General features: G+C 71.6%; 13 protein-coding genes and 2 pseudogenes. 5 read left to right on the forward strand and 10 right to left on the reverse strand.

Annotated features, from left to right (window positions below):
• Positions 1 to 2,012, forward strand: a 2,012-nt coding sequence (locus HPY23_RS01775) for a putative bifunctional diguanylate cyclase/phosphodiesterase (protein ID WP_236017610.1), incomplete at its 5' end; no start/stop codon positions are given.
• Between the two features lie 11 nt (positions 2,013 to 2,023).
• Here HPY23_RS01775 and HPY23_RS01780 read toward each other — a convergent pair.
• Positions 2,024 to 2,554 carry a gamma carbonic anhydrase family protein gene (locus tag HPY23_RS01780; RefSeq protein WP_060847582.1) on the reverse strand — a complete coding sequence of 177 codons (531 nt, stop codon included), beginning with the start codon at positions 2,552 to 2,554 and terminating at the stop codon, positions 2,024 to 2,026.
• Positions 2,555 to 2,624: 70 nt separating this feature from the next.
• Positions 2,625 to 4,742, reverse strand: coding sequence for a flagellar biosynthesis protein FlhA (flhA, locus tag HPY23_RS01785; RefSeq protein WP_060849420.1), 2,118 nt, complete (start codon positions 4,740 to 4,742; stop codon positions 2,625 to 2,627).
• Positions 4,743 to 5,081: 339 nt separating this feature from the next.
• On the opposite strand from flhA, the gene HPY23_RS01790 reads away from it, so the two are divergent.
• From HPY23_RS01790 to HPY23_RS01800, 3 genes and pseudogenes are all read left to right on the forward strand, one after another.
• Entirely contained in the window at positions 5,082 to 5,474 is a 393-nt protein-coding gene (locus HPY23_RS01790) for a PepSY domain-containing protein (protein WP_060847583.1), read from the forward strand.
• A gap of 51 nt (positions 5,475 to 5,525) precedes the next feature.
• The gene (locus tag HPY23_RS01795) at positions 5,526 to 6,338 is read left to right on the forward strand and encodes a hypothetical protein (RefSeq protein ID WP_091887977.1); all 813 of its coding nucleotides are present in this window, start codon (positions 5,526 to 5,528) and stop codon (positions 6,336 to 6,338) included.
• A 161-nt stretch (positions 6,339 to 6,499) separates the two neighbouring features.
• Positions 6,500 to 7,634 (forward strand): annotated as a pseudogene (locus tag HPY23_RS01800) (NHL repeat-containing protein).
• 6 nt (positions 7,635 to 7,640) lie between these two features.
• Here HPY23_RS01800 and HPY23_RS01805 read toward each other — a convergent pair.
• Complete coding sequence (locus HPY23_RS01805; RefSeq protein WP_091887975.1) at positions 7,641 to 8,750, reverse strand: FUSC family protein; 1,110 nt, start codon at positions 8,748 to 8,750, stop codon at positions 7,641 to 7,643.
• Positions 8,751 to 8,900: 150 nt separating this feature from the next.
• Between HPY23_RS01805 and HPY23_RS01810 the strand changes: the two genes are divergently transcribed.
• Entirely contained in the window at positions 8,901 to 9,665 is a 765-nt protein-coding gene (locus tag HPY23_RS01810; RefSeq protein WP_060849421.1) for a transporter substrate-binding domain-containing protein, read from the forward strand.
• A 137-nt stretch (positions 9,666 to 9,802) separates the two neighbouring features.
• Here HPY23_RS01810 and HPY23_RS01815 read toward each other — a convergent pair whose 3' ends face one another.
• The 7 genes and pseudogenes from HPY23_RS01815 to HPY23_RS01845 all read right to left on the reverse strand — a co-directional run.
• The gene (locus HPY23_RS01815; protein WP_060847587.1) at positions 9,803 to 11,683 is read right to left on the reverse strand and encodes a TRAP transporter large permease; all 1,881 of its coding nucleotides are present in this window, start codon (positions 11,681 to 11,683) and stop codon (positions 9,803 to 9,805) included.
• 12 nt (positions 11,684 to 11,695) lie between these two features.
• Positions 11,696 to 12,709, reverse strand: coding sequence for a TRAP transporter substrate-binding protein (locus HPY23_RS01820; protein WP_091887974.1), 1,014 nt, complete (start codon positions 12,707 to 12,709; stop codon positions 11,696 to 11,698).
• A gap of 130 nt (positions 12,710 to 12,839) precedes the next feature.
• Positions 12,840 to 13,724 carry an NAD(P)-dependent oxidoreductase gene (locus HPY23_RS01825; RefSeq protein WP_200601626.1) on the reverse strand — a complete coding sequence of 295 codons (885 nt, stop codon included), beginning with the start codon at positions 13,722 to 13,724 and terminating at the stop codon, positions 12,840 to 12,842.
• Positions 13,721 to 14,752, reverse strand: coding sequence for a transketolase family protein (locus tag HPY23_RS01830; protein ID WP_060847590.1), 1,032 nt, complete (start codon positions 14,750 to 14,752; stop codon positions 13,721 to 13,723). Before HPY23_RS01830 ends, HPY23_RS01825 begins: the two co-directional genes overlap by 4 nt.
• Entirely contained in the window at positions 14,749 to 15,597 is an 849-nt protein-coding gene (locus HPY23_RS01835; RefSeq protein ID WP_060847591.1) for a transketolase, read from the reverse strand. The genes HPY23_RS01830 and HPY23_RS01835 overlap by 4 nt, the downstream gene beginning before the upstream one ends.
• An 11-nt stretch (positions 15,598 to 15,608) precedes the next feature.
• Positions 15,609 to 16,358, reverse strand: a complete 750-nt coding sequence (locus tag HPY23_RS01840; RefSeq protein ID WP_048427963.1) for an SDR family NAD(P)-dependent oxidoreductase — start codon at positions 16,356 to 16,358, stop codon at positions 15,609 to 15,611.
• A 233-nt stretch (positions 16,359 to 16,591) separates the two neighbouring features.
• Positions 16,592 to 16,813 (reverse strand): annotated as a pseudogene (locus HPY23_RS01845) (CoA transferase); the annotation flags it as partial.

The raw sequence follows: 16,813 nt of genomic DNA on the forward strand, positions 1-16,813 counted from the left end.
TCGGTGCCGCCGTGGCGGCGAGCCTGGCGGGCGCGGGGTCGCCGGCGTGGCTGGCGGCCCTCGGCCTCGCGGCTGCGGGCGCCGTCGCCCTGTCCGGCCTCACCCTCTCCCTGAGCCTGCGGGAGAGCCCGGCGGGCCGCATGATCGGCGCGGTGATCCTGGCCGGCGCGGGCGCGCTGCCGCACGTCGCCGGGCTCGCCGCCGCCGGCGGCCGGATCGCGCCCGTTCCCGTCGACGGCGAATTCGCCGCCTCGCTGGGCTTTGCCAGCCTGACGCTCCTCGTCCTCGTCTTCGCGGGCCTGACCCTCGACGGGCGGATGCGCCGCCGGCGCGAGGCGCAGGAACTGATGCACAGCCTCGCGGATGCCGCGGTCGAGGGGCTGGCGGTGGTCGAGGCGGGCCGCATCGTCACCGTCAACACCAGCCTCGCCGAGCTGATCGGCCGGGCGCCGGCCGCGCTGGTCGGCCGGTCGATCGCCGAGATCCTGCCCGCGGCGACGATGCGCCAGCTCGATGCCGGCCCGGTCGGGCGGGTCGTCGAGGCCGAGCTGACCGGGGCGGACGGGACGACGCGGCCGGTCGACGTGATCCGCCGCCCGCTCGGCAGCCGGCCCTGCCACGCCATCGCGTTCCGCGACCTGCGGGCGCGGCGCGAGGCCGAGCGGCACATCGCGTTCCTGGCCCATCACGACACCCTCACGGGGCTTCCCAACCGCGCGACCTTCCGCGCCCGCCTGGACGAGGCGATCGCCGCGTCGCGGGATTCCGGCCGGATGGTGGCGGTGCTCTGTCTCGACCTCGACCGGTTCAAGGACGTCAACGACCTCTACGGCCACGCCATGGGCGACGGTCTGCTGCAGGCCCTGGCGCGCTGGACCGCGCCGTCGCTCGGGCCGCGCCAGGTCATGGCGCGCCTGGGCGGCGACGAGTTCGCGATCCTGATGCCGGGCGTCTCGGGCGCGGCGGAGGCGGGCCGGCTCGCCGAGGAGATCCTGCGGGTGATCCGGGAGGGCAACGCCCGGGCGGGGAACGGGCCGCTCCTGGCGACCAGCATCGGCATCGCGCTCTGCCCGGACGACGCGCAGGACGGCCAGACCCTGCTCAACCACGCCGATGCCGCGCTCTACTGCGCCAAGAGCCGGGGGCGGGGAACCTTCCACTTCTTCGAGCCGGTCCTGGCCGCGCGGATCCGCGACCGCCGCGCCCTAGAGCACGACCTGCGCCACGCCGTGGAGCGGGGCGAGCTGCAGATGGTCTACCAGCCGCAGACCCGCGTCGAGAGCGGCGCGATCGTGGGCTTCGAGGCGCTGCTGCGCTGGCACCATCCCGAGCGCGGCGCCGTCTCGCCCGAGCTGTTCATCCCGATCGCCGAGGAGACCGGCAGCATCCTCGCCATCGGCGAGTGGGTGCTGCGCGAGAGCTGCCGGGAGGCCGCCTCCTGGGACAAGCCGCTGCGCATCGCCGTCAACGTCTCGCCGGTCCAGCTCCACGCCCCGGGCTTCGCCGAGCTCGTCCACGGGGTCCTGGTCGCCACCGGCTTGTCGCCGGCCCGGCTCGAACTGGAGATCACCGAGACGGCGCTGATCCGCGATCCCGTGCGGGCGCTCGCCACCCTGCGGCGGATCAAGGCGCTCGGCGTGCGCCTCGCCATGGACGATTTCGGCACCGGCTACTCGTCGCTGTCGAACCTGCGCGCCTTCCCGTTCGACAAGATCAAGATCGACCGCTCGTTCATCCGCGCCGTCGACGTGAACCACGAGACCGCCGCGATTATGCGGGCGGTGCTGGGGCTGGGCCGCGGCCTCGGCCTGCCGGTCCTGGCCGAGGGGGTCGAGACCTCGGCCGAGCTCGCCTTCCTGGGCGCCGAGGCCTGCCAGGAGGCGCAGGGCTACCTCCTCGGCCGCCCCGGCCCGATCGCGCATTTCGCCGAGCACACCGCCTCGACCGGCGAGGCCCCGGCGGGGACGGCCGACCCGGCGGCGACGCCCGACGGCGCGAGCGCGGCCGCCTGAGGCGGAGCGCCTCAGTCGATCCGCCGCAACCCTTGCGCGAAGCGCTTGGCGTTGGCGACGTAGCGGTCGGCCGAGGCGCGCAAGCCCGCCACCGCCGCCTCGTCGAGCACCCGCACCGCCTTGGCCGGGGCGCCGACGATCAGGCTGTTGTCGGGAAATTCCTTGCCCTCGGTGACGAGCGCGTTGGCGCCGACGAGGCAGTTGCGGCCGATCTTCGCCCCGTTGAGGATCGTCGCGCCCATCCCGATCAGCGAATTGTCGCCGATCGTGCAGCCGTGCACGATGGCGCCGTGCCCGACCGTGATGCCCTCGCCGAGGGTGAGCGGGAAGCCCGCATCGGTGTGGAGCACCGCGCCCTCCTGGACGTTGGTCCGGTCCCCGACCGTGATCGGCTCGTTGTCGCCGCGGATCACCGCGCCGAACCACACCCCGACCTCGCGGCCGAGGCGCACCCGCCCGATCACGTGGGCATCCGGGGCGATCCAGGCGCTGGCATCCTCCGGCACGACCGGGCTGACGGTGTCGAGGGCGTAGAGCGGCATCGGATCCTCCGGGTGGTTTGTCCTCCCTTTCGCATGGCGGGAGGGCGGCGTCAGCCCGGAGCGGGGCGGCTCACACCGAGCCGACGGTCTTCAGCCGCGCCCGCGGGTGGATCTCGGCCTGGCTCATCACCGGGGTCTCGCGGCGGAAGCGCTCGATGATCGAGCGCACGAAGGGCCGGGCCTGGACCGAGGTGACCAGCACCGGCATCTCGCCGATCCGGGCCGCCTCCTCGAAGCGGTCGCGCACCGTGGTGACGAAGTCCGACAGCTTGGAGGGCTGCATCGCGAGGTGGCGATCGTCGCCGTGGCCGACGATCGCCTCCATGAAGGCGGTCTCCCAGGCCGGCGAGAGGGTGATGATCGGCAGGACGCCGCCCGGCCCCTGGTACTGGGCGCAGATCTGGCGGCCCAGGCGGGCGCGGACGTGCTCGACGATGTCGCGCGGGTTCTTGATGTGGCCGGCGACCTCGGCGATGCCCTCCACGATGGTGCCGAGGTCGCGGATCGAGACCCGCTCGGAGAGCAGGTATTGCAGCACCCGCTGGATCCCCGTGGTGGCGATCTGGCTCGGCACCACCTCCTTGAGGAGCTCGCCGTGCTCCTTGGGCAGCTCCTTCAGGAGCTTCTGCACCTCGACGTGGTTGAGGAGGTCGGAGACGTGGGCCTTGATCACCTCGGTGAGGTGGGTCGAGACCACGGTGGCGGCGTCGACCACGGTGTAGCCCTTGAGCTGGGCCTCGTCGCGCAACGCCGCGTCGACCCAGGTCGCCGGCAGCCCGAAGGTCGGCTCCATCAGGTGCTGGCCGGGCAGCTGCACCTGGCCGCCCATCGGGTCCATCGCCATGAACTGGCCCGGGAAAATCTGGCCGGTGCCGGCCTCGATCTCCTTGACCCGGACCACGTAGGTGTGGGCCTCGAGCTGGACGTTGTCGAGGATGCGCACCGAGGGCATCACGAAGCCGAGTTCCGCCGCGAGCTGGCGGCGCAGGGCCCGAATCTGGTCGGTGAGGCGGTCCTGGCCGGCCGGCCCGTTGACGAGGGACAGGAGGGCGTAGCCCATCTCGAGCTTGAGGTCGTCGAGCTTGAGGAGGTCGGCCGCCGTCTCCTCCTTGGCCTCCGCGGCGGTCGCCTCAGCGGCCTTGGCCTCCGCGGCGTCGGCCTGCGCGGGGGTCGGCAGGAGGGCGATGCGGCGGGCGAGGTAGGCGGCGCCGAAGCCGAGCGCGAGGAACGGCAGCATCGGGATGCCGGGCAGGAGCCCGATCAGGATCATCACCGCGGCCGACATGCCGAGCGCCTTGGGATAGTTGGCGATCTGGCGCCCCAGCGCCCGGCTCGCCGGGCCGCGCACGCCGGCCTTGGAGACGAGGAGGCCGGCGGCGGTCGAGACGACCAGCGCCGGGACCTGGCTCACCAGGCCGTCGCCCACGGTCAGCAGCGTGTAGGTCTTGCCGGCCTCCGCGAAGGTCAGGCCCTGCTGGGCGACGCCGATGATGATCCCGCCCACCACGTTGATGACCGTGATGAGGAGCGCCGCGATCGCGTCGCCGCGCACGAATTTCGAGGCGCCGTCCATGGCGCCGAAGAACGAGGATTCGTCCTCGAGCGACTGGCGGCGCGACCGGGCGGTCTTCTCGTCGATGAGGCCGGCCGAGAGGTCGGCGTCGATCGCCATCTGCTTGCCGGGCATCGCGTCGAGGGAGAAGCGGGCCGCGACCTCGGCGATGCGCCCCGAGCCCTTGGTGATGACGACGAAGTTCACGATGATCAGGATCGCGAAGACGATGATCCCGATCAGGAAGTTGCCGCCCATCACGAAGTGGCCGAAGGCCTCGATGACGTGGCCGGCCGCCGCCGTGCCCTCGTGGCCGTGGCCGAGGATCAGCCGCGTCGAGGCGAGGTTGAGCGCCAGCCGCAGCATCGTGGTGATGAGCAGCACAGTCGGGAAGACCGTGAACTCGAGCGGGTTCTCGATGAACAGGCCGGTCATCAGGATCAGGACCGACAGGATGATCGAGACCGCGAGCAGCAGGTCGAGCAGGAGCGCCGGCAGCGGGAAGATCAGCACCACCAGGATGGCGAGCACCGAGACCGCCAGCACCAGGTCGCTGCGCCGCGTGAGCGCGACCAGATCCGCCCGCGACGGCAGCGCGAAGATGCGGCCTGCGCCGAGGGCCCCCGTCTCGCTCATGTCGATCCCACACCCCACCGCCACCCGGCAATTCCTGCCGGGTTCATGGTTAGGGAATGGTTAATGCGCCTGGAGAGGGCCGTCGCGACCGGACTCGGCGGCACGCCGCGCGAGCGCCCCTCCCATAATAATCCACTCGCCGACGGAACGATTTTCCCGACGTGATTTTGTGCATCGCATCATGGCGCGCAATGTAATCCCACGGAAATCGGGACAAGCTCGACGGTTCCCTCTCTATTGTCCGCAATAAGACCGATCCACGACGTTCCTCCTGCGGAACCAAGACGCGCGGCAATGATTGAGATGGCATCGATCGCTCAGACAAGGTTCGAGGAGACCATGCGCAAGACCCTCATCACCCTCGCGGCCCTCGGCATGCTCGGCGCCGGCGCGGCGCAGGCCCAGACCACCGTGACGGGCGATCCGGCCCGCGACGCCAAGCCCAGCACCCAGTCGCAGGGCCAGGAGGCGGTGACCCGGCCCAACACCGACATGATGGACAAGAACAACCCGGGCTCCACCGGCACGGTCGCCACCAACGCCAAGCTCGAGCCCGGCGCCAACAGCTTCACCGAGGCCCAGGCCCGTAGCCGCATGGAGCAGGCCGGCTTCAAGGACGTGAAGGAGCTCAAGAAGGACGACCAGGGCATCTGGCGCGGCCAGGCCATGCAGGCCGGCAACACCGTGATGGTCGGCCTCGACTTCAAGGGCAACGTCTCGACCGCCCGGTAAGGCGGTCCCTCGCAGCTGCCCTCCCTCTCCCCGAACACAAGGACGATGCCCATGGCGACCCGTACCCTCACGGCCCTGTTCGACAGCTACGACGACGCCTCCGCGGCGGTGCGCAAGGTGGAGGCGGCCGGCGTGCCCCACGCCGACATCAGCATCGTGGCCAACAACCAGGGCGACCGCTATTCCGGCCACCTCGGCACGCGTGACGGCACCACCACCACGACGACCGGCGAGACCGCGCACGACGCCACGAACGGCGCCGGCGCCGGCGCGTCGGTCGGCACCGTGCTCGGCGGCGGCGCCGGCCTGCTCACCGGCCTCGGCCTGCTCGCCATCCCGGGCGTCGGCCCGGTGGTCGCCGCCGGCTGGCTCGTCGCGACGCTCGCCGGCGCCGGCGTCGGCGCCGCGGCGGGCGGCCTGATCGGCTCGCTCACCGGCGCGGGCCTCAGCGAGGAGCACGCCCACAGCTACGCCGAGGGCGTGCGCCGCGGCGGCACCCTGGTGACCGTGCGGGCCGACGACACCCATGCCGACCGTGTCTACTCGATCCTCAAGGAGCACGGCTCGATCGACATGGATGACCGCGCCAAGACCTGGCGCCAGGACGGCTGGACCGGGCGGCACGACGAGACCGCGCCCTCGCTGACCAACCCGGCGACGGTCGCCGGTGGTTCGTCGGCGGTCGGCGCGGCCGGCAGCACCACCACCGGCCTCAACACCGGCGGCATGCCGTTCGCCGCGGGCGCCGCGCCGACCGCCCGGACGGTCGATGCCGGCCTGCCCGGCACCACCCGGGAGCGGGGCCTCGGCCTCGAGGACGAACTGCCTCCGGCCCGTCAGCCGCTCGGCACCGAGCGTCGCTGATCCTAGCGATCGATCATCAGTGAGGAACGCGGCGGCGGGGGCGACCCCGCCGCCGCTTCCGTGAGGCCGGGCTTCCCTTCGGCCTCTCCGCCGCACCGGCGCTGGTGCGCCCGGGCCTTCCTCCTCTACAGTACCGGCAACAACCGGACCGGGAGGAAGTCATGCGCCGGATCGCCGTCCTCGTCGCCCTCGTCTGCGCGGGGCCTCTCGTCTGGGCGGGTCCGCTCGCCGGCCCGGCCCACGCCGAGGAGCCGCCGGCCTTCCGGGTCGATCCGGCCTGGCCGAAGCCGCTGCCGAACAACTGGATCATGGGCCAGGCCGCGGGCGTCGCGGTGGATGCCCAGGACAACGTCTGGGTGATCCAGCGCCCGCGCACCCTGACCGACGACGAGAAGGCCGCGAGCCTCACCCCCCCCGCGCACCCGCTGCTGTGTCCCGGCCCCGCCGGTGCTGGTGTTCGACCAGGACGGTACCCTGATCAAGTCCTGGGGCGGGCCCGGCCAGGGCTACGACTGGCCGCAGAACGAGCACGGCATCCACATCGACCACAAGGGCTTCGTCTGGCTCGCCGGCAACGGCGAGCAGGACGGCCAGATCCTGAAGTTCACCCAGGACGGCCGCTTCGTGATGCAGATCGGCAAGTCCGGGCCGCAGACCGACAGCCGCGACACCACGCGGCTCGGCCGCCCGGCCAACATGCAGGTCGACCCGGAGACGAACGAGCTCTACGTCGCCGACGGCTACTACAACCACCGGGTCATCGTGTTCGACGCCGAGACGGGCGCCTTCAAGCGGATGTGGGGCGCCTACGGCGCGCCGCCGACCGACGAGGCGCTCGGCCCCTACGACCCGGCGGCGCCCTTGCCCCGGCAGTTCCGCAACCCGGTCCACTGCATCCAGGTCGCCCGCGACGGCCTCGTCTACGTCTGCGACCGCACCAACGACCGGGTCCAGGTGTTTCGCCGCGACGGCACCTTCGTGAAGGAATTCACCGTCGAGCCGCAGACCCGGGCCAACGGCTCGGTCTGGGAGCTCGCCCTGTGGCCCGACGAGGCGCAGAGCTACCTGATGAACGCCGACGGCGCCAACAACGAGGTCCGCACCCTGCGGCGGGAAGACGGCGCGGTCCTCGGCCGCTTCGGCCGCAACGGCCGGATGGCCGGCGACTTCCACTGGGTGCACAACCTCGCGGTCGATTCCCGCGGCAACGTCTTCACCACCGAGGTCGATACCGGCAAGCGGGCGCAGAAATTCCTGCTCCAGGGCAACATGGTGCTGCGCAAGCGGACGCCGTGAGGGCGCTCACCCGTCCGAGGCCGCCGGTCCGGCGAAGTCCGCCGCCCGCTCGGCGAGGTCGTCGAGGTTGCGGCGCAGCTGCTCCAGGGTGAAGGCGAGCCAGAAGATCCGGCCGACGCCGTCGGTGGAGAGCGTCCGGGTGACCTGGCGCCGGCGCATCCCGTCGATGGCCTCGCGGTAGCCGGCGATCGCCGCCACGAGGTCGGCGCCGTCCCGGTCCGGCCGGCGCCCGGCCGAGAGCGCGTCGGCGAGGTTTCGCAGGCGGGACGCCGCGGCGGTCGCGGCCCTGTCCCAGGCTTCGGCGAGGTGGACCCGCAGCACGTCCTCGTCAGCCTCCGCGATGGCGCGGCGCAGCAGCACGAGGTCGTGGCGCAGCCGCGTCAGGGTGCGCAGGAGCGGGTCCGGATCGGGGGCGGCGGAGAGCCGGCTGCGGCGCTCGCGGGCTGCCTCGCCGGCCAGGGTCTCGAGGCGCGAAAGGCTGCGCCGCACCGCCGGCGGCAAGGCCTTCGCCTCCGGCGTCTCCTCCACGTCGAGGCGGGCGAGCGCCGCGAGCTGGCTCGCCAGCAGCCGGGCGAGGCCGGCCGCCTGGCCGGTCACCGCCCGGGCGGCCCGGGCCGGCGCGACCAGGAGCGAGACCGCCAGCCCGATGACGCAGCCGAGCCCGATCTCCAGGATCCGGTCGAGGGCGAAGGCGAGGGGGCCGAGCGTCGAGCCGGTGGTGGACAAAAGCACGATGATCGCGGTGATCGGCGCGATGCGGAAGCCCGCCGAGACCGCGGCCGCGAAGGTGAGCGGTGCGACCGCGACGACGAGGGCGAGCAGCGTCGAGGCGCCGCCGTGATGCGGCAGCGCGAAGGCGACGGCGCCGCCGTAGCAGGCGCCGAGCACCGAGCCGAGGAACCGGTCGAGGGCGGCCTTGAGCGAGCCGCCGACGCTGCTCTGGGTGACGATGAGGGCGGTGATGACGGCCCAGTAGGCCTGCGGCAGCCCGAGGGACTCGGCGAGCAGGAAGGTCGCGAGGCTCGCCGCGGTCATCCGCAGGCTCTGGGTCAGGCGCGGACGCTGGCGTGCGAGGAGGCGCAGGAGAGGAGACGGGCTGTCCGACGAAGAGGCCATGGGCGCGGTGAGAGCCGGTGCCGGCCCCGCGAGTCAACCGCCTGCGATCGTTCGACCTGTGGCCGGGGCGTCATCCGGGCTTTACCGGACCGGTGCGATATCCGTACGACAGAACAATTGACGACGACGCAGAAGGTCAGGGCGGTGACGATGCGCAAGTTCGTGGGTGCCATGTACGTTCTGGCCGCGCTGGCGGCGGTGCCGGCGCAGGCGCGGCCGCTCGCCGCGATCAAGCAGGACGGCACCCTGCGGGTCGGCCTGACCGGCGACTACGCGCCGTATTCCCTGCGCTTGCCCGACGGCAGCATCAAGGGGGCCGACGTGGTGATGGCGGGCGAGCTCGCCCGGGCGCTGGGCGTCAAGGTCGAGATCGTGCCGACGACCTGGAAAACCCTGAAGGACGACCTCCTCGCCGACCGCTACGACGTCGCGATGGGCGGGGTCAGCGTCACGCCCGACCGGGCCTCGGTGGCCGACTTCTCGGTGCCGGTCCTGACCGACGGCAAGCGCCCGATCGTGCGCTGCGCCGACAAGGGCCGCTTCGTCACGATCAAGGACATCGACAAGCCGGAGGTCCGCGTCGTGGTCAATCCCGGCGGCACCAACCAGCGCTTCGCCGACGCCAACTTCCCGCACGCCTCGGTGCGGGTGTTTCCCGACAACCGCGCCATCTTCAAGGAGGTGGCCGAGGGCCGGGCCGACCTGATGGTCACCGACGGCGCCGAGGTCGACTATCAGTCGCGGCTCAACGCCGGGGTGCTCTGCCCGGCCGCCGTGCCCGACACCTTCGACAAGGCCGACAAGGCCTACTGGATGACCCGCGACCCGGCGCTGAAGGCGGCGGTCGACGAGTGGCTGACGAGGACCCTGAAGAGCGGCGCCTACCAGAAGGCATTGGCGAAGGCGGCGGAGTAGGGCCGAGAGGATCGGGCGCGTTCGACGTCCGCGGGCGCTCCTCGTCCCATTCCGCGGGTCGTCCCGGGCTCCGCCGCGCGGGCCCGGGATGACCCGGCGAGGGTGTCGGGACCGTCTCGTCCGGTCCCGACGTCCGCTCAGTGCAGGAACCCGATCGAGATCCACGGCACCAGGATCACCACCACGAGGCCGACGAGCAGCGCCGCCATGTAGCCGATGATCGGCCGGATGCCGGCATCGGGGTGGATCCGGCTGATCGCGCAGGCGGCGTAGTACCCGACGCCGAAGGGCGGCGCGAACAGGCCGACGCCCATCGCCAGGATCACCACCATCGCGTAGTGCACCTCGTGCACGCCGACCTGGCGGGCGATCGGGAACAGCAGCGGCCCGAACAGCACGATCGCCGGGATGCCCTCGAGCACCGAGCCGAGGATCACGAAGGCCACCGCCGAGACGACCAGGAAGCCGAGCGCCCCGCCGGGCAGGCTCTTCATCATCACGGCGAGGCTCTGCGAGAAGCCCGACTGGGTCAGCGCCCAGGCCATGCCGGTCGCCGCCCCGATGATCAGCAGGATCGCTCCCGACAGGGAGGCGGTCGCGACCAGCATCGGGTAGACCCGGCGCCAGTCGAACTGGCGATAGATCAGCAGGCCGGCGAGGATCGCGTAGACGATGCCGATCGTCGAGACCTCCGTGGCGGTCGCCACGCCCTCGACCACCGCGGCGCGGATGACGAAGGGCAGCGCGATCGCCGGGAAGGCGATGACGAGCGCCTTGCCGACCTCGCCCTTGGTGGCGCGGCGGACGTGGCTCAGGTCCTCGCCGCGGTAGCGCCACCAGACCAGCATGCACAGCGTGACGCCGAGCACGACGCCGGGCAGGAGGCCGCCGGTGAAGAGCGCGGTGATCGACACGCCGGTCACCGACCCGATGGTGATCAGCACGAGGCTCGGCGGGATGGTCTCGGTCTGGGCGCCGGTGGCGGCGAGCAGCGCCACGAGGTCGCCCTCCTTGGCGCCGCGCTTCTTCATCTCGGGAAACAGCACCGGGGCCACCGCCGCCATGTCGGCGGCCTTGGAGCCCGAGATGCCCGAGACGAGGTACATCGCGCCGACGAGCACGTAGTGCAGGCCGCCGCGGACGTGGCCGAGCATGCTCGCGAGGAAGCCCACCATGGCTTTCGCCATGCCGGTCATCTCGATGAGCAGGCCGAGGAACACGAAGAGCGGCACGGCGAGCAGGATGAGGTGGCTCATCCCCTCGTCCATGCGCCCGACCACCACCATGGCGGGGGCCCGGGTGGTGAGCATCAGGTAGCCGAAGGTGGCGAGCCCGAACGCGAAGGCGATCGGCACGCCGGTGAAGACCAGCGCGCCGACGCCGATGACGAAGAAGATCAGCAGGTTCCAGTTGCCGAGCGTGCGCAGCAGCGGCTCGGCCAGCATCAGCGCCACGACGACGAGGGCGGTGACGGCGAGCGCCCCGACCGCGTGGCGCCAGTCGGCGCACTCGATCAGCCGGAGCGCCGCCACGACCAGCATCAGGCCGAAGCCGACCGGCAGGGCCGCGGCCCGCCAGGCGTTTGTGATCTCGAGCGCCGGCGTCTGGACGAAGATCTCTTCCGCCGCGAACTCGTAGGCCGGATGCAGCAGCATCACCACGAAGGCGAGGCCGGCGGCGAGCGCCACCGCCTCCAGGAAGGCCTGGGTCTTCACCGAGGCCATGCTGACCAGCGCCGTCATCCGCATGTGCTCGGCGCGGCGGTAGGCCACCACCGAGCCCAGCATGGCGAGCCACAGGAACAGGATCGAGGCGAGCTCGTCCGACCACACGATCGGCGAGTGGAAGACGTAGCGGCTGACGACGCCGGCGAGCAGCACCACGACCTCGGCCACCACCAGGAGGGCGGCCGGGATCTCGATCAGCGGGCCGAGGGCTTTGTCGAGCGTGCGCGCCCAGGCGCGCTTGGCGGAGGCCGCCGGCAGGGCCGGCGTCTCCGTCGCGATATCGACATGCATCGTGCGCCTCCCTCAGGCCAGCTTGCCGGAGACCGCCTCGAGGTGCTCCCAGGCCGCGTCGCCGTACTTGGTCTTCCAGTCCTTGTAGAAGGTCGTGCGGCCGAGCGCATCGCGAAACTTCTGGCGGTCGACGTCGATGAAGGTGATTCCCTTGGCTCCGAGGTCCTGGCGCAGGGAGGCGCTGAGCTTCACGATGTCGACGCGCTGGTCGTCGGCCGAGCGGTCGAGCTCGCGGGAGACGAGGGTGCGCAGGTCCTCCGGCAGGCGCTGCATCGCCTTCTTGTTGCCGAGGATCCAGTAGCCGTCCCAGACGTGGCCGGTCAGGCTGCAGCTCTTCTGCACCTCGTAGAGCCGGGTCGTCGCCGTGATGGCGAGGGGGTTCTCTTGGCCCTCGAAGATCTTGGTCTGCAGCGCCGAATACAGCTCGTTGAAGTTGAGCGGGGCGGCGCCGGCGTCGAGCGACTTGAACAGCGAGGTCAGCATCGGCGACGGCGGGACGCGGATCTTGAAGCCCTTGAGGTCCTCCGGCGTCCTGATCTCGCGGGTCGAGGAGGTGATGTGGCGGAAGCCGTTGTCCCACGCCTTCGAGACAGTCTGGATCGGCGTCTTGGCGATCTGCTCGCGGACGTAGGTCCCGAGCCCGCCGTCCATCGCCTTCCAGACGTCGTCGTAGTCCTTGAACGCGAAGCCGGTATTCGGCAGCGCCGCGGCGGCGACGAAGGTCGAGAGGATCGAGGTCGAGAGGTTGAAGAACTCGACGCTGCCGTTGCGCACCTGCGACAGCAGATCGGTGTCGGAGCCGAGCTGGTTGGCCGGGAAGAGCTTGATGTCGAGCCGGCCGTTCGAGGCCTCGCGGATGCGGGTCAGCGCTTCCTGGGCGCGGATGTTGACCGGGTGGGTCGGGTCCTGGCCGGTGGCGAGCTTGTACTCGAACTCGGCGGCGCGCACCGGGCGGGTGAACACCGTGGCGAGGGGGACGGCGGCGGCGCCGGCAAGCAGCGTGCGGCGGGAGAGGGTGTGGCTCATGAGGGTTTCCTCGGGGATGGGGGGATGGGCCGGTTGGGCCGGCCTCTGAAAATGAAGCGCCTTCCCCTCCCCAGGCGATCCCGGGCTTGCCCGGTATCGCTGCGAGTTGTGGGGAGGGGAGATCGGGTCATTACTTGCCGTTGAGCGCCCGGTAGGAGCCGATGACCTGGCTGTCGTCCTCGGCGCCCGCCCCACGGCTGGAAGCCGCGAGGAAGAGCTGATGCGCCAAGGCCGCCAGCGGCAGCGCCGCCTTCTCGCTGCGCCCGGCCTCCAGCACGATGCCGAGATCCTTGACGAAGATGTCGACCGCGCTGGTGACCCGCGGGGTCTCCTCCAGCATCCGGGGCCCGCGGTCGCGCAGCATCCAGCTCGAGGCGGACGAGCCCGAGACGATCTCGAGCGCCGTCGCGCCGTCGATCCCGACCTTGGCGGCGAGCGACAGGGCTTCCGCCGCCGCCGCGAGGTTGACCCCGCAGAGCAGCTGGTTGACCGCCTTCATGGTGGCGCCCTGGCCGGGCTCGGGCCCGACATGGAACACCTTGTCGCCCATGGCCGCGAGCAGCGGGCGCACCTCGGACATCACGGCGGCGGGCGCCGCCGCCATGATGGTCAGCGTCCCGGCCTCGGCGCCGACGACCCCGCCGGAGACGGGGGCGTCGACGAAGGCCCGGCCGGTCGCGCTCACCCGCTTCGCCAGAGCCGCGACGGCGGCCGGCGGGCAGGTCGCCATCAGCACCACCGAGGCGTCGGCGGCGAGGCGCTCGAGCGCGCCCTCGCCGAACAGGATGGCCTCCGCCTGGTCGGCATTGACCACCATCAGCACCAGCGCCCCGGCGCCGTCGGCGGCTGCCGCGATCGTCTCGGCGGGGGTGCCGCCGGATTGCGCGAAAGCGGCGCGTCCCTCGGCCCGCACGTCGAAGCCGCGGACGGGAAGGCCGTGGCGCACGAGGTTGCGGGCCATCGGCAGGCCCATCGAGCCGAGGCCGACGAAAGCGACGGGGCGCTCGGCGCTCACAGCCATTCGCGGATGCTCCGCACCATGGCGCCGGTCGAGATGCCGTAGCGGTCGTGGAGGGTCGGCAGGGCGCCGGCATCCAGGAACTCGTCCGGCAGGCCGACCTGGCGGAAGGCCTTGGGCACCGTGCCGGAGCGCATCAGGAGCCCCGCCACCGCCTCGCCGAGGCCGCCGACGACCGTGTGGTTCTCGGCCACCACCACCAGGCGCCCGCCCTTGCCGGCCTCGCGCAGGATGGTCTGCGTGTCGAGCGGCTTGATCGTCGGGACGTGCAGGACCGAGACGTCGATCTTGTCGTCCTTCAGGGCGTCGGCCGCCTCGAGGGCCCGCATGGTCATCAGCCCGGTCGAGATGATCAGGACGTCGTTGCCGTCGCGGATCGTCTTGGCCTTGCCGAGTTCGAACTTGTAGCCGTACTCGTCGAGCACCAGGGGCACGTTGCCGCGCAGGAGCCGCATGTAGACCGGCCCCTTGTGATCGGCGATGGCCGGCACGGCCTGCGCGATCTCGTGCGCGTCGCAGGGGTCGAGGATGGTCATGTTGGGCAGGCCGCGGAAGATCGCGATGTCCTCCGTCGCCTGGTGGCTCGGGCCGTAGCCGGTGGTGAGGCCGGGCAGGGCGCAGACGATCTTGACGTCGAGGTTCTCCTCCGCGATCGCCATGCAGATGAAGTCGTAGGCGCGCCGCGCCGCGAACACCGCGTAGGTGGTGGCGAAGGGCTGGAAGCCCTCGCGCGCCATGCCGGCGGCGGCGCTGATCAGCAGCTGCTCGGCCATGCCCATCTGGTAGAAGCGCTCGGGGTGCTTCTGGGCGAAGATGTGCAGGTCGGTGTACTTGCCGAGATCGGCGGTGAGCCCGACGATCTCCGGCCGCTCCTCGGCGAGCTTGGCGAGCGCGTGGCCGAACGGGGCCGGGGCGGTGCGCTGGTCGGGGCCGGCCAGCGACGCGATCATCGCCGAGGTGGTCAGCCGTTCACCCGTGTTGGCCTCGGAGAGCCAGGCCGGGCGCGTGTACTTCGAGCGTTTCATGCGGGCCTCCCGGCATCCAGGATCTTGATCGCGTCCTGCCATTCCTGCGGCTCCACCCGCAGGAAGTGGTTGCGCTCGCGCGCTTCCAGGAACGGGATGCCCTTCGCCATCTTGGTGTCGCAGATGATGATGCGGGGCTTCTGCTCCGAGCAGGCCTTGGCCGCGTCGAAGGCCTGGACGAGGGCGTCGATGTCGTTGCCGTCGACCCGCTGGACGTGCCAGCCGAAGGATTCGAAGCGCGACGCCGCCGGCTCGAAGCCGGTGACCTGCGAGGCCGGGCCGTCGGCCTGCTGGTTGTTGACGTCGACGATGGCGATCAGGTTGTCGAGCTTCCAGTGGCTCGCCGACCAGGCGCCCTCCCAGATCGAGCCCTCGCCGAGCTCGCCGTCGGAGATCAGGCAGTAGACGAACGAGTCCGACTTCTTGCGCTTGAGCCCCAGGCAGAAGCCGACCGCCAGCGCCAGGCCCTGGCCGAGCGAGCCGCCGGTGATCTCCATGCCGGGGGTGTAGGCGGCCATGCCGGACATCGGCAGGCGGCTGTCGTCGGCGCCGTAGCTCGTCAGCTCGTCCTCAGGCAGGATCCCGGCCTCGAGGAGCGCGGCGTAGAGCGCGATGGCGTAGTGGCCGATCGAGAGCAGGAAGCGGTCGCGCCCCTCCCATTCCGGATCGTCCGGCCGGTAGCGCATGGCGTGGAAATACGACACCGCCAGCACGTCGGCGATGCCGAGCGCCTGGGCGATGTAGCCCTGGCCCTGGACCTCGCCCATCAGGAGGGCGTTGCGGCGGATGCGGTAGGCGCGCTCGGCCAGCGACGGGCTGTTCTGCCCGGGTTCTGTGGCAGGCATGATGGTCGTCCTCAGTGGATCAGCATGCCGCCGTTCACGTCGATGACGGCGCCGGTGATGTAGGAGGAGAGGTCGGAGGCGAGGAACAGGCAGGCATTGGCCACGTCGTCGGCGACGCCGAGGCGGCCGAGCGGGATGCCCTTGGCGATCTCGACCTTCAGCTCGTCGGTGAGCTTGCCGCCGGTGATGTCGGTCTGGATCAGGCCGGGGGTGATGCTGTTGACCCGCACCGTGTCGGGGCCGAGCTCGCGGGCCATCGCCTTGCCGAGGCCCAGCACGCCGCCCTTGGCGGCGCTGTAGTGCGGGCCGCCGAAGATGCCGCCGCCGCGCTGCGCCGAGACCGACGACATGCAGACGATCGAGCCGGATTGCTGCTTGCGCATCTGCGGCACCACCGCCTGGCTCATGTAGAGCGTGCCGCGCAGGTTCACGTCGAGCACCGCGTCGTAGTTGCCGGGCTCGATGTCCATGAACTTGAGCGGCTGGGTGATGCCGGCGTTGTTGATCAGCACGTCGATGCGGCCGAAGCGGGCGACCACCTCGTCGGCGGCGGCCTGGCAGGCGGCCTTGTCGGTGACGTTGCAGGCGAGGCCGACGTGACCCTCGCCGAGCGAGCGCGCGGCCTCCTCGGCCTGGCCGGCATCGAGATCGAGAATCACCACCTTGGCGCCGTGGCTCGCGAAGAGCTTCGCGGTGGCGCGGCCGATGCCCCGCAGCGAAGCGGCGCCGGTGATCAGGCACACCTTGTCGGTCAGAAGCATGTCGTCCTCCCTCCAGGACGGGCCGGTTGCGGCCCGCTGCACACGAGGGAGCGACGTCGGCGCCGGGGCTCATCCCCGCGTCGCCTTCCGTCCTCGACGGTGCCTCCCTCGTTTCGTTGCGGGCAGAGTGCCCGCCGGCAGGGTCGGCGACAAACGCGGAAATTGCAGCCGGAGGTGAATTTGATTCACTTGACCCTGGGGCAGCGGGGTGGGCGCGGGGCGGGGCCGCGCCCTCACCATTCCGGTGCCGCCGTCCCGAGGCGGCCGGCGGGCCGGTCCCAGCACATCGGCACGCCCGCCACGATGAGCGGCGGCCGCAGGCGCAGCGCCGGCCCCCAGGCGGTCGGCTCGGGCGCCCCCATGCAATCGTCCGGCCCGAGGGGGACGGGGGCGGGCTCCGGCGGAGCGGGCGGGGCGGCGAGCAGGAGGGCGGCGGTCCGGGCGAGCGCGGTGCG

This window comes from Methylobacterium ajmalii (assembly GCF_016613415.1).
Taxonomy (GTDB): Bacteria; Pseudomonadota; Alphaproteobacteria; order Rhizobiales; family Beijerinckiaceae; genus Methylobacterium; species Methylobacterium ajmalii.

What these genes read in the sequence shown, in the direction of transcription:
- HPY23_RS01780 (WP_060847582.1), bottom strand. Translation starts at nt 2,554, where the DNA reads ATGCCGCTCTACGCCCTCGACACCGTCAGCCCGGTCGTGCCGGAGGAT.
- HPY23_RS01840 (WP_048427963.1), bottom strand. Translation starts at nt 16,358, where the DNA reads ATGCTTCTGACCGACAAGGTGTGCCTGATCACCGGCGCCGCTTCGCTG.
- HPY23_RS01805 (WP_091887975.1), bottom strand. Translation starts at nt 8,750, where the DNA reads ATGGCCTCTTCGTCGGACAGCCCGTCTCCTCTCCTGCGCCTCCTCGCA.
- HPY23_RS01810 (WP_060849421.1), top strand. Translation starts at nt 8,901, where the DNA reads ATGCGCAAGTTCGTGGGTGCCATGTACGTTCTGGCCGCGCTGGCGGCG.
- flhA (WP_060849420.1), bottom strand. Translation starts at nt 4,742, where the DNA reads ATGAGCGAGACGGGGGCCCTCGGCGCAGGCCGCATCTTCGCGCTGCCG.
- HPY23_RS01790 (WP_060847583.1), top strand. Translation starts at nt 5,082, where the DNA reads ATGCGCAAGACCCTCATCACCCTCGCGGCCCTCGGCATGCTCGGCGCC.
- HPY23_RS01830 (WP_060847590.1), bottom strand. Translation starts at nt 14,752, where the DNA reads ATGAAACGCTCGAAGTACACGCGCCCGGCCTGGCTCTCCGAGGCCAAC.
- HPY23_RS01820 (WP_091887974.1), bottom strand. Translation starts at nt 12,709, where the DNA reads ATGAGCCACACCCTCTCCCGCCGCACGCTGCTTGCCGGCGCCGCCGCC.
- HPY23_RS01835 (WP_060847591.1), bottom strand. Translation starts at nt 15,597, where the DNA reads ATGCCTGCCACAGAACCCGGGCAGAACAGCCCGTCGCTGGCCGAGCGC.
- HPY23_RS01795 (WP_091887977.1), top strand. Translation starts at nt 5,526, where the DNA reads ATGGCGACCCGTACCCTCACGGCCCTGTTCGACAGCTACGACGACGCC.
- HPY23_RS01815 (WP_060847587.1), bottom strand. Translation starts at nt 11,683, where the DNA reads ATGCATGTCGATATCGCGACGGAGACGCCGGCCCTGCCGGCGGCCTCC.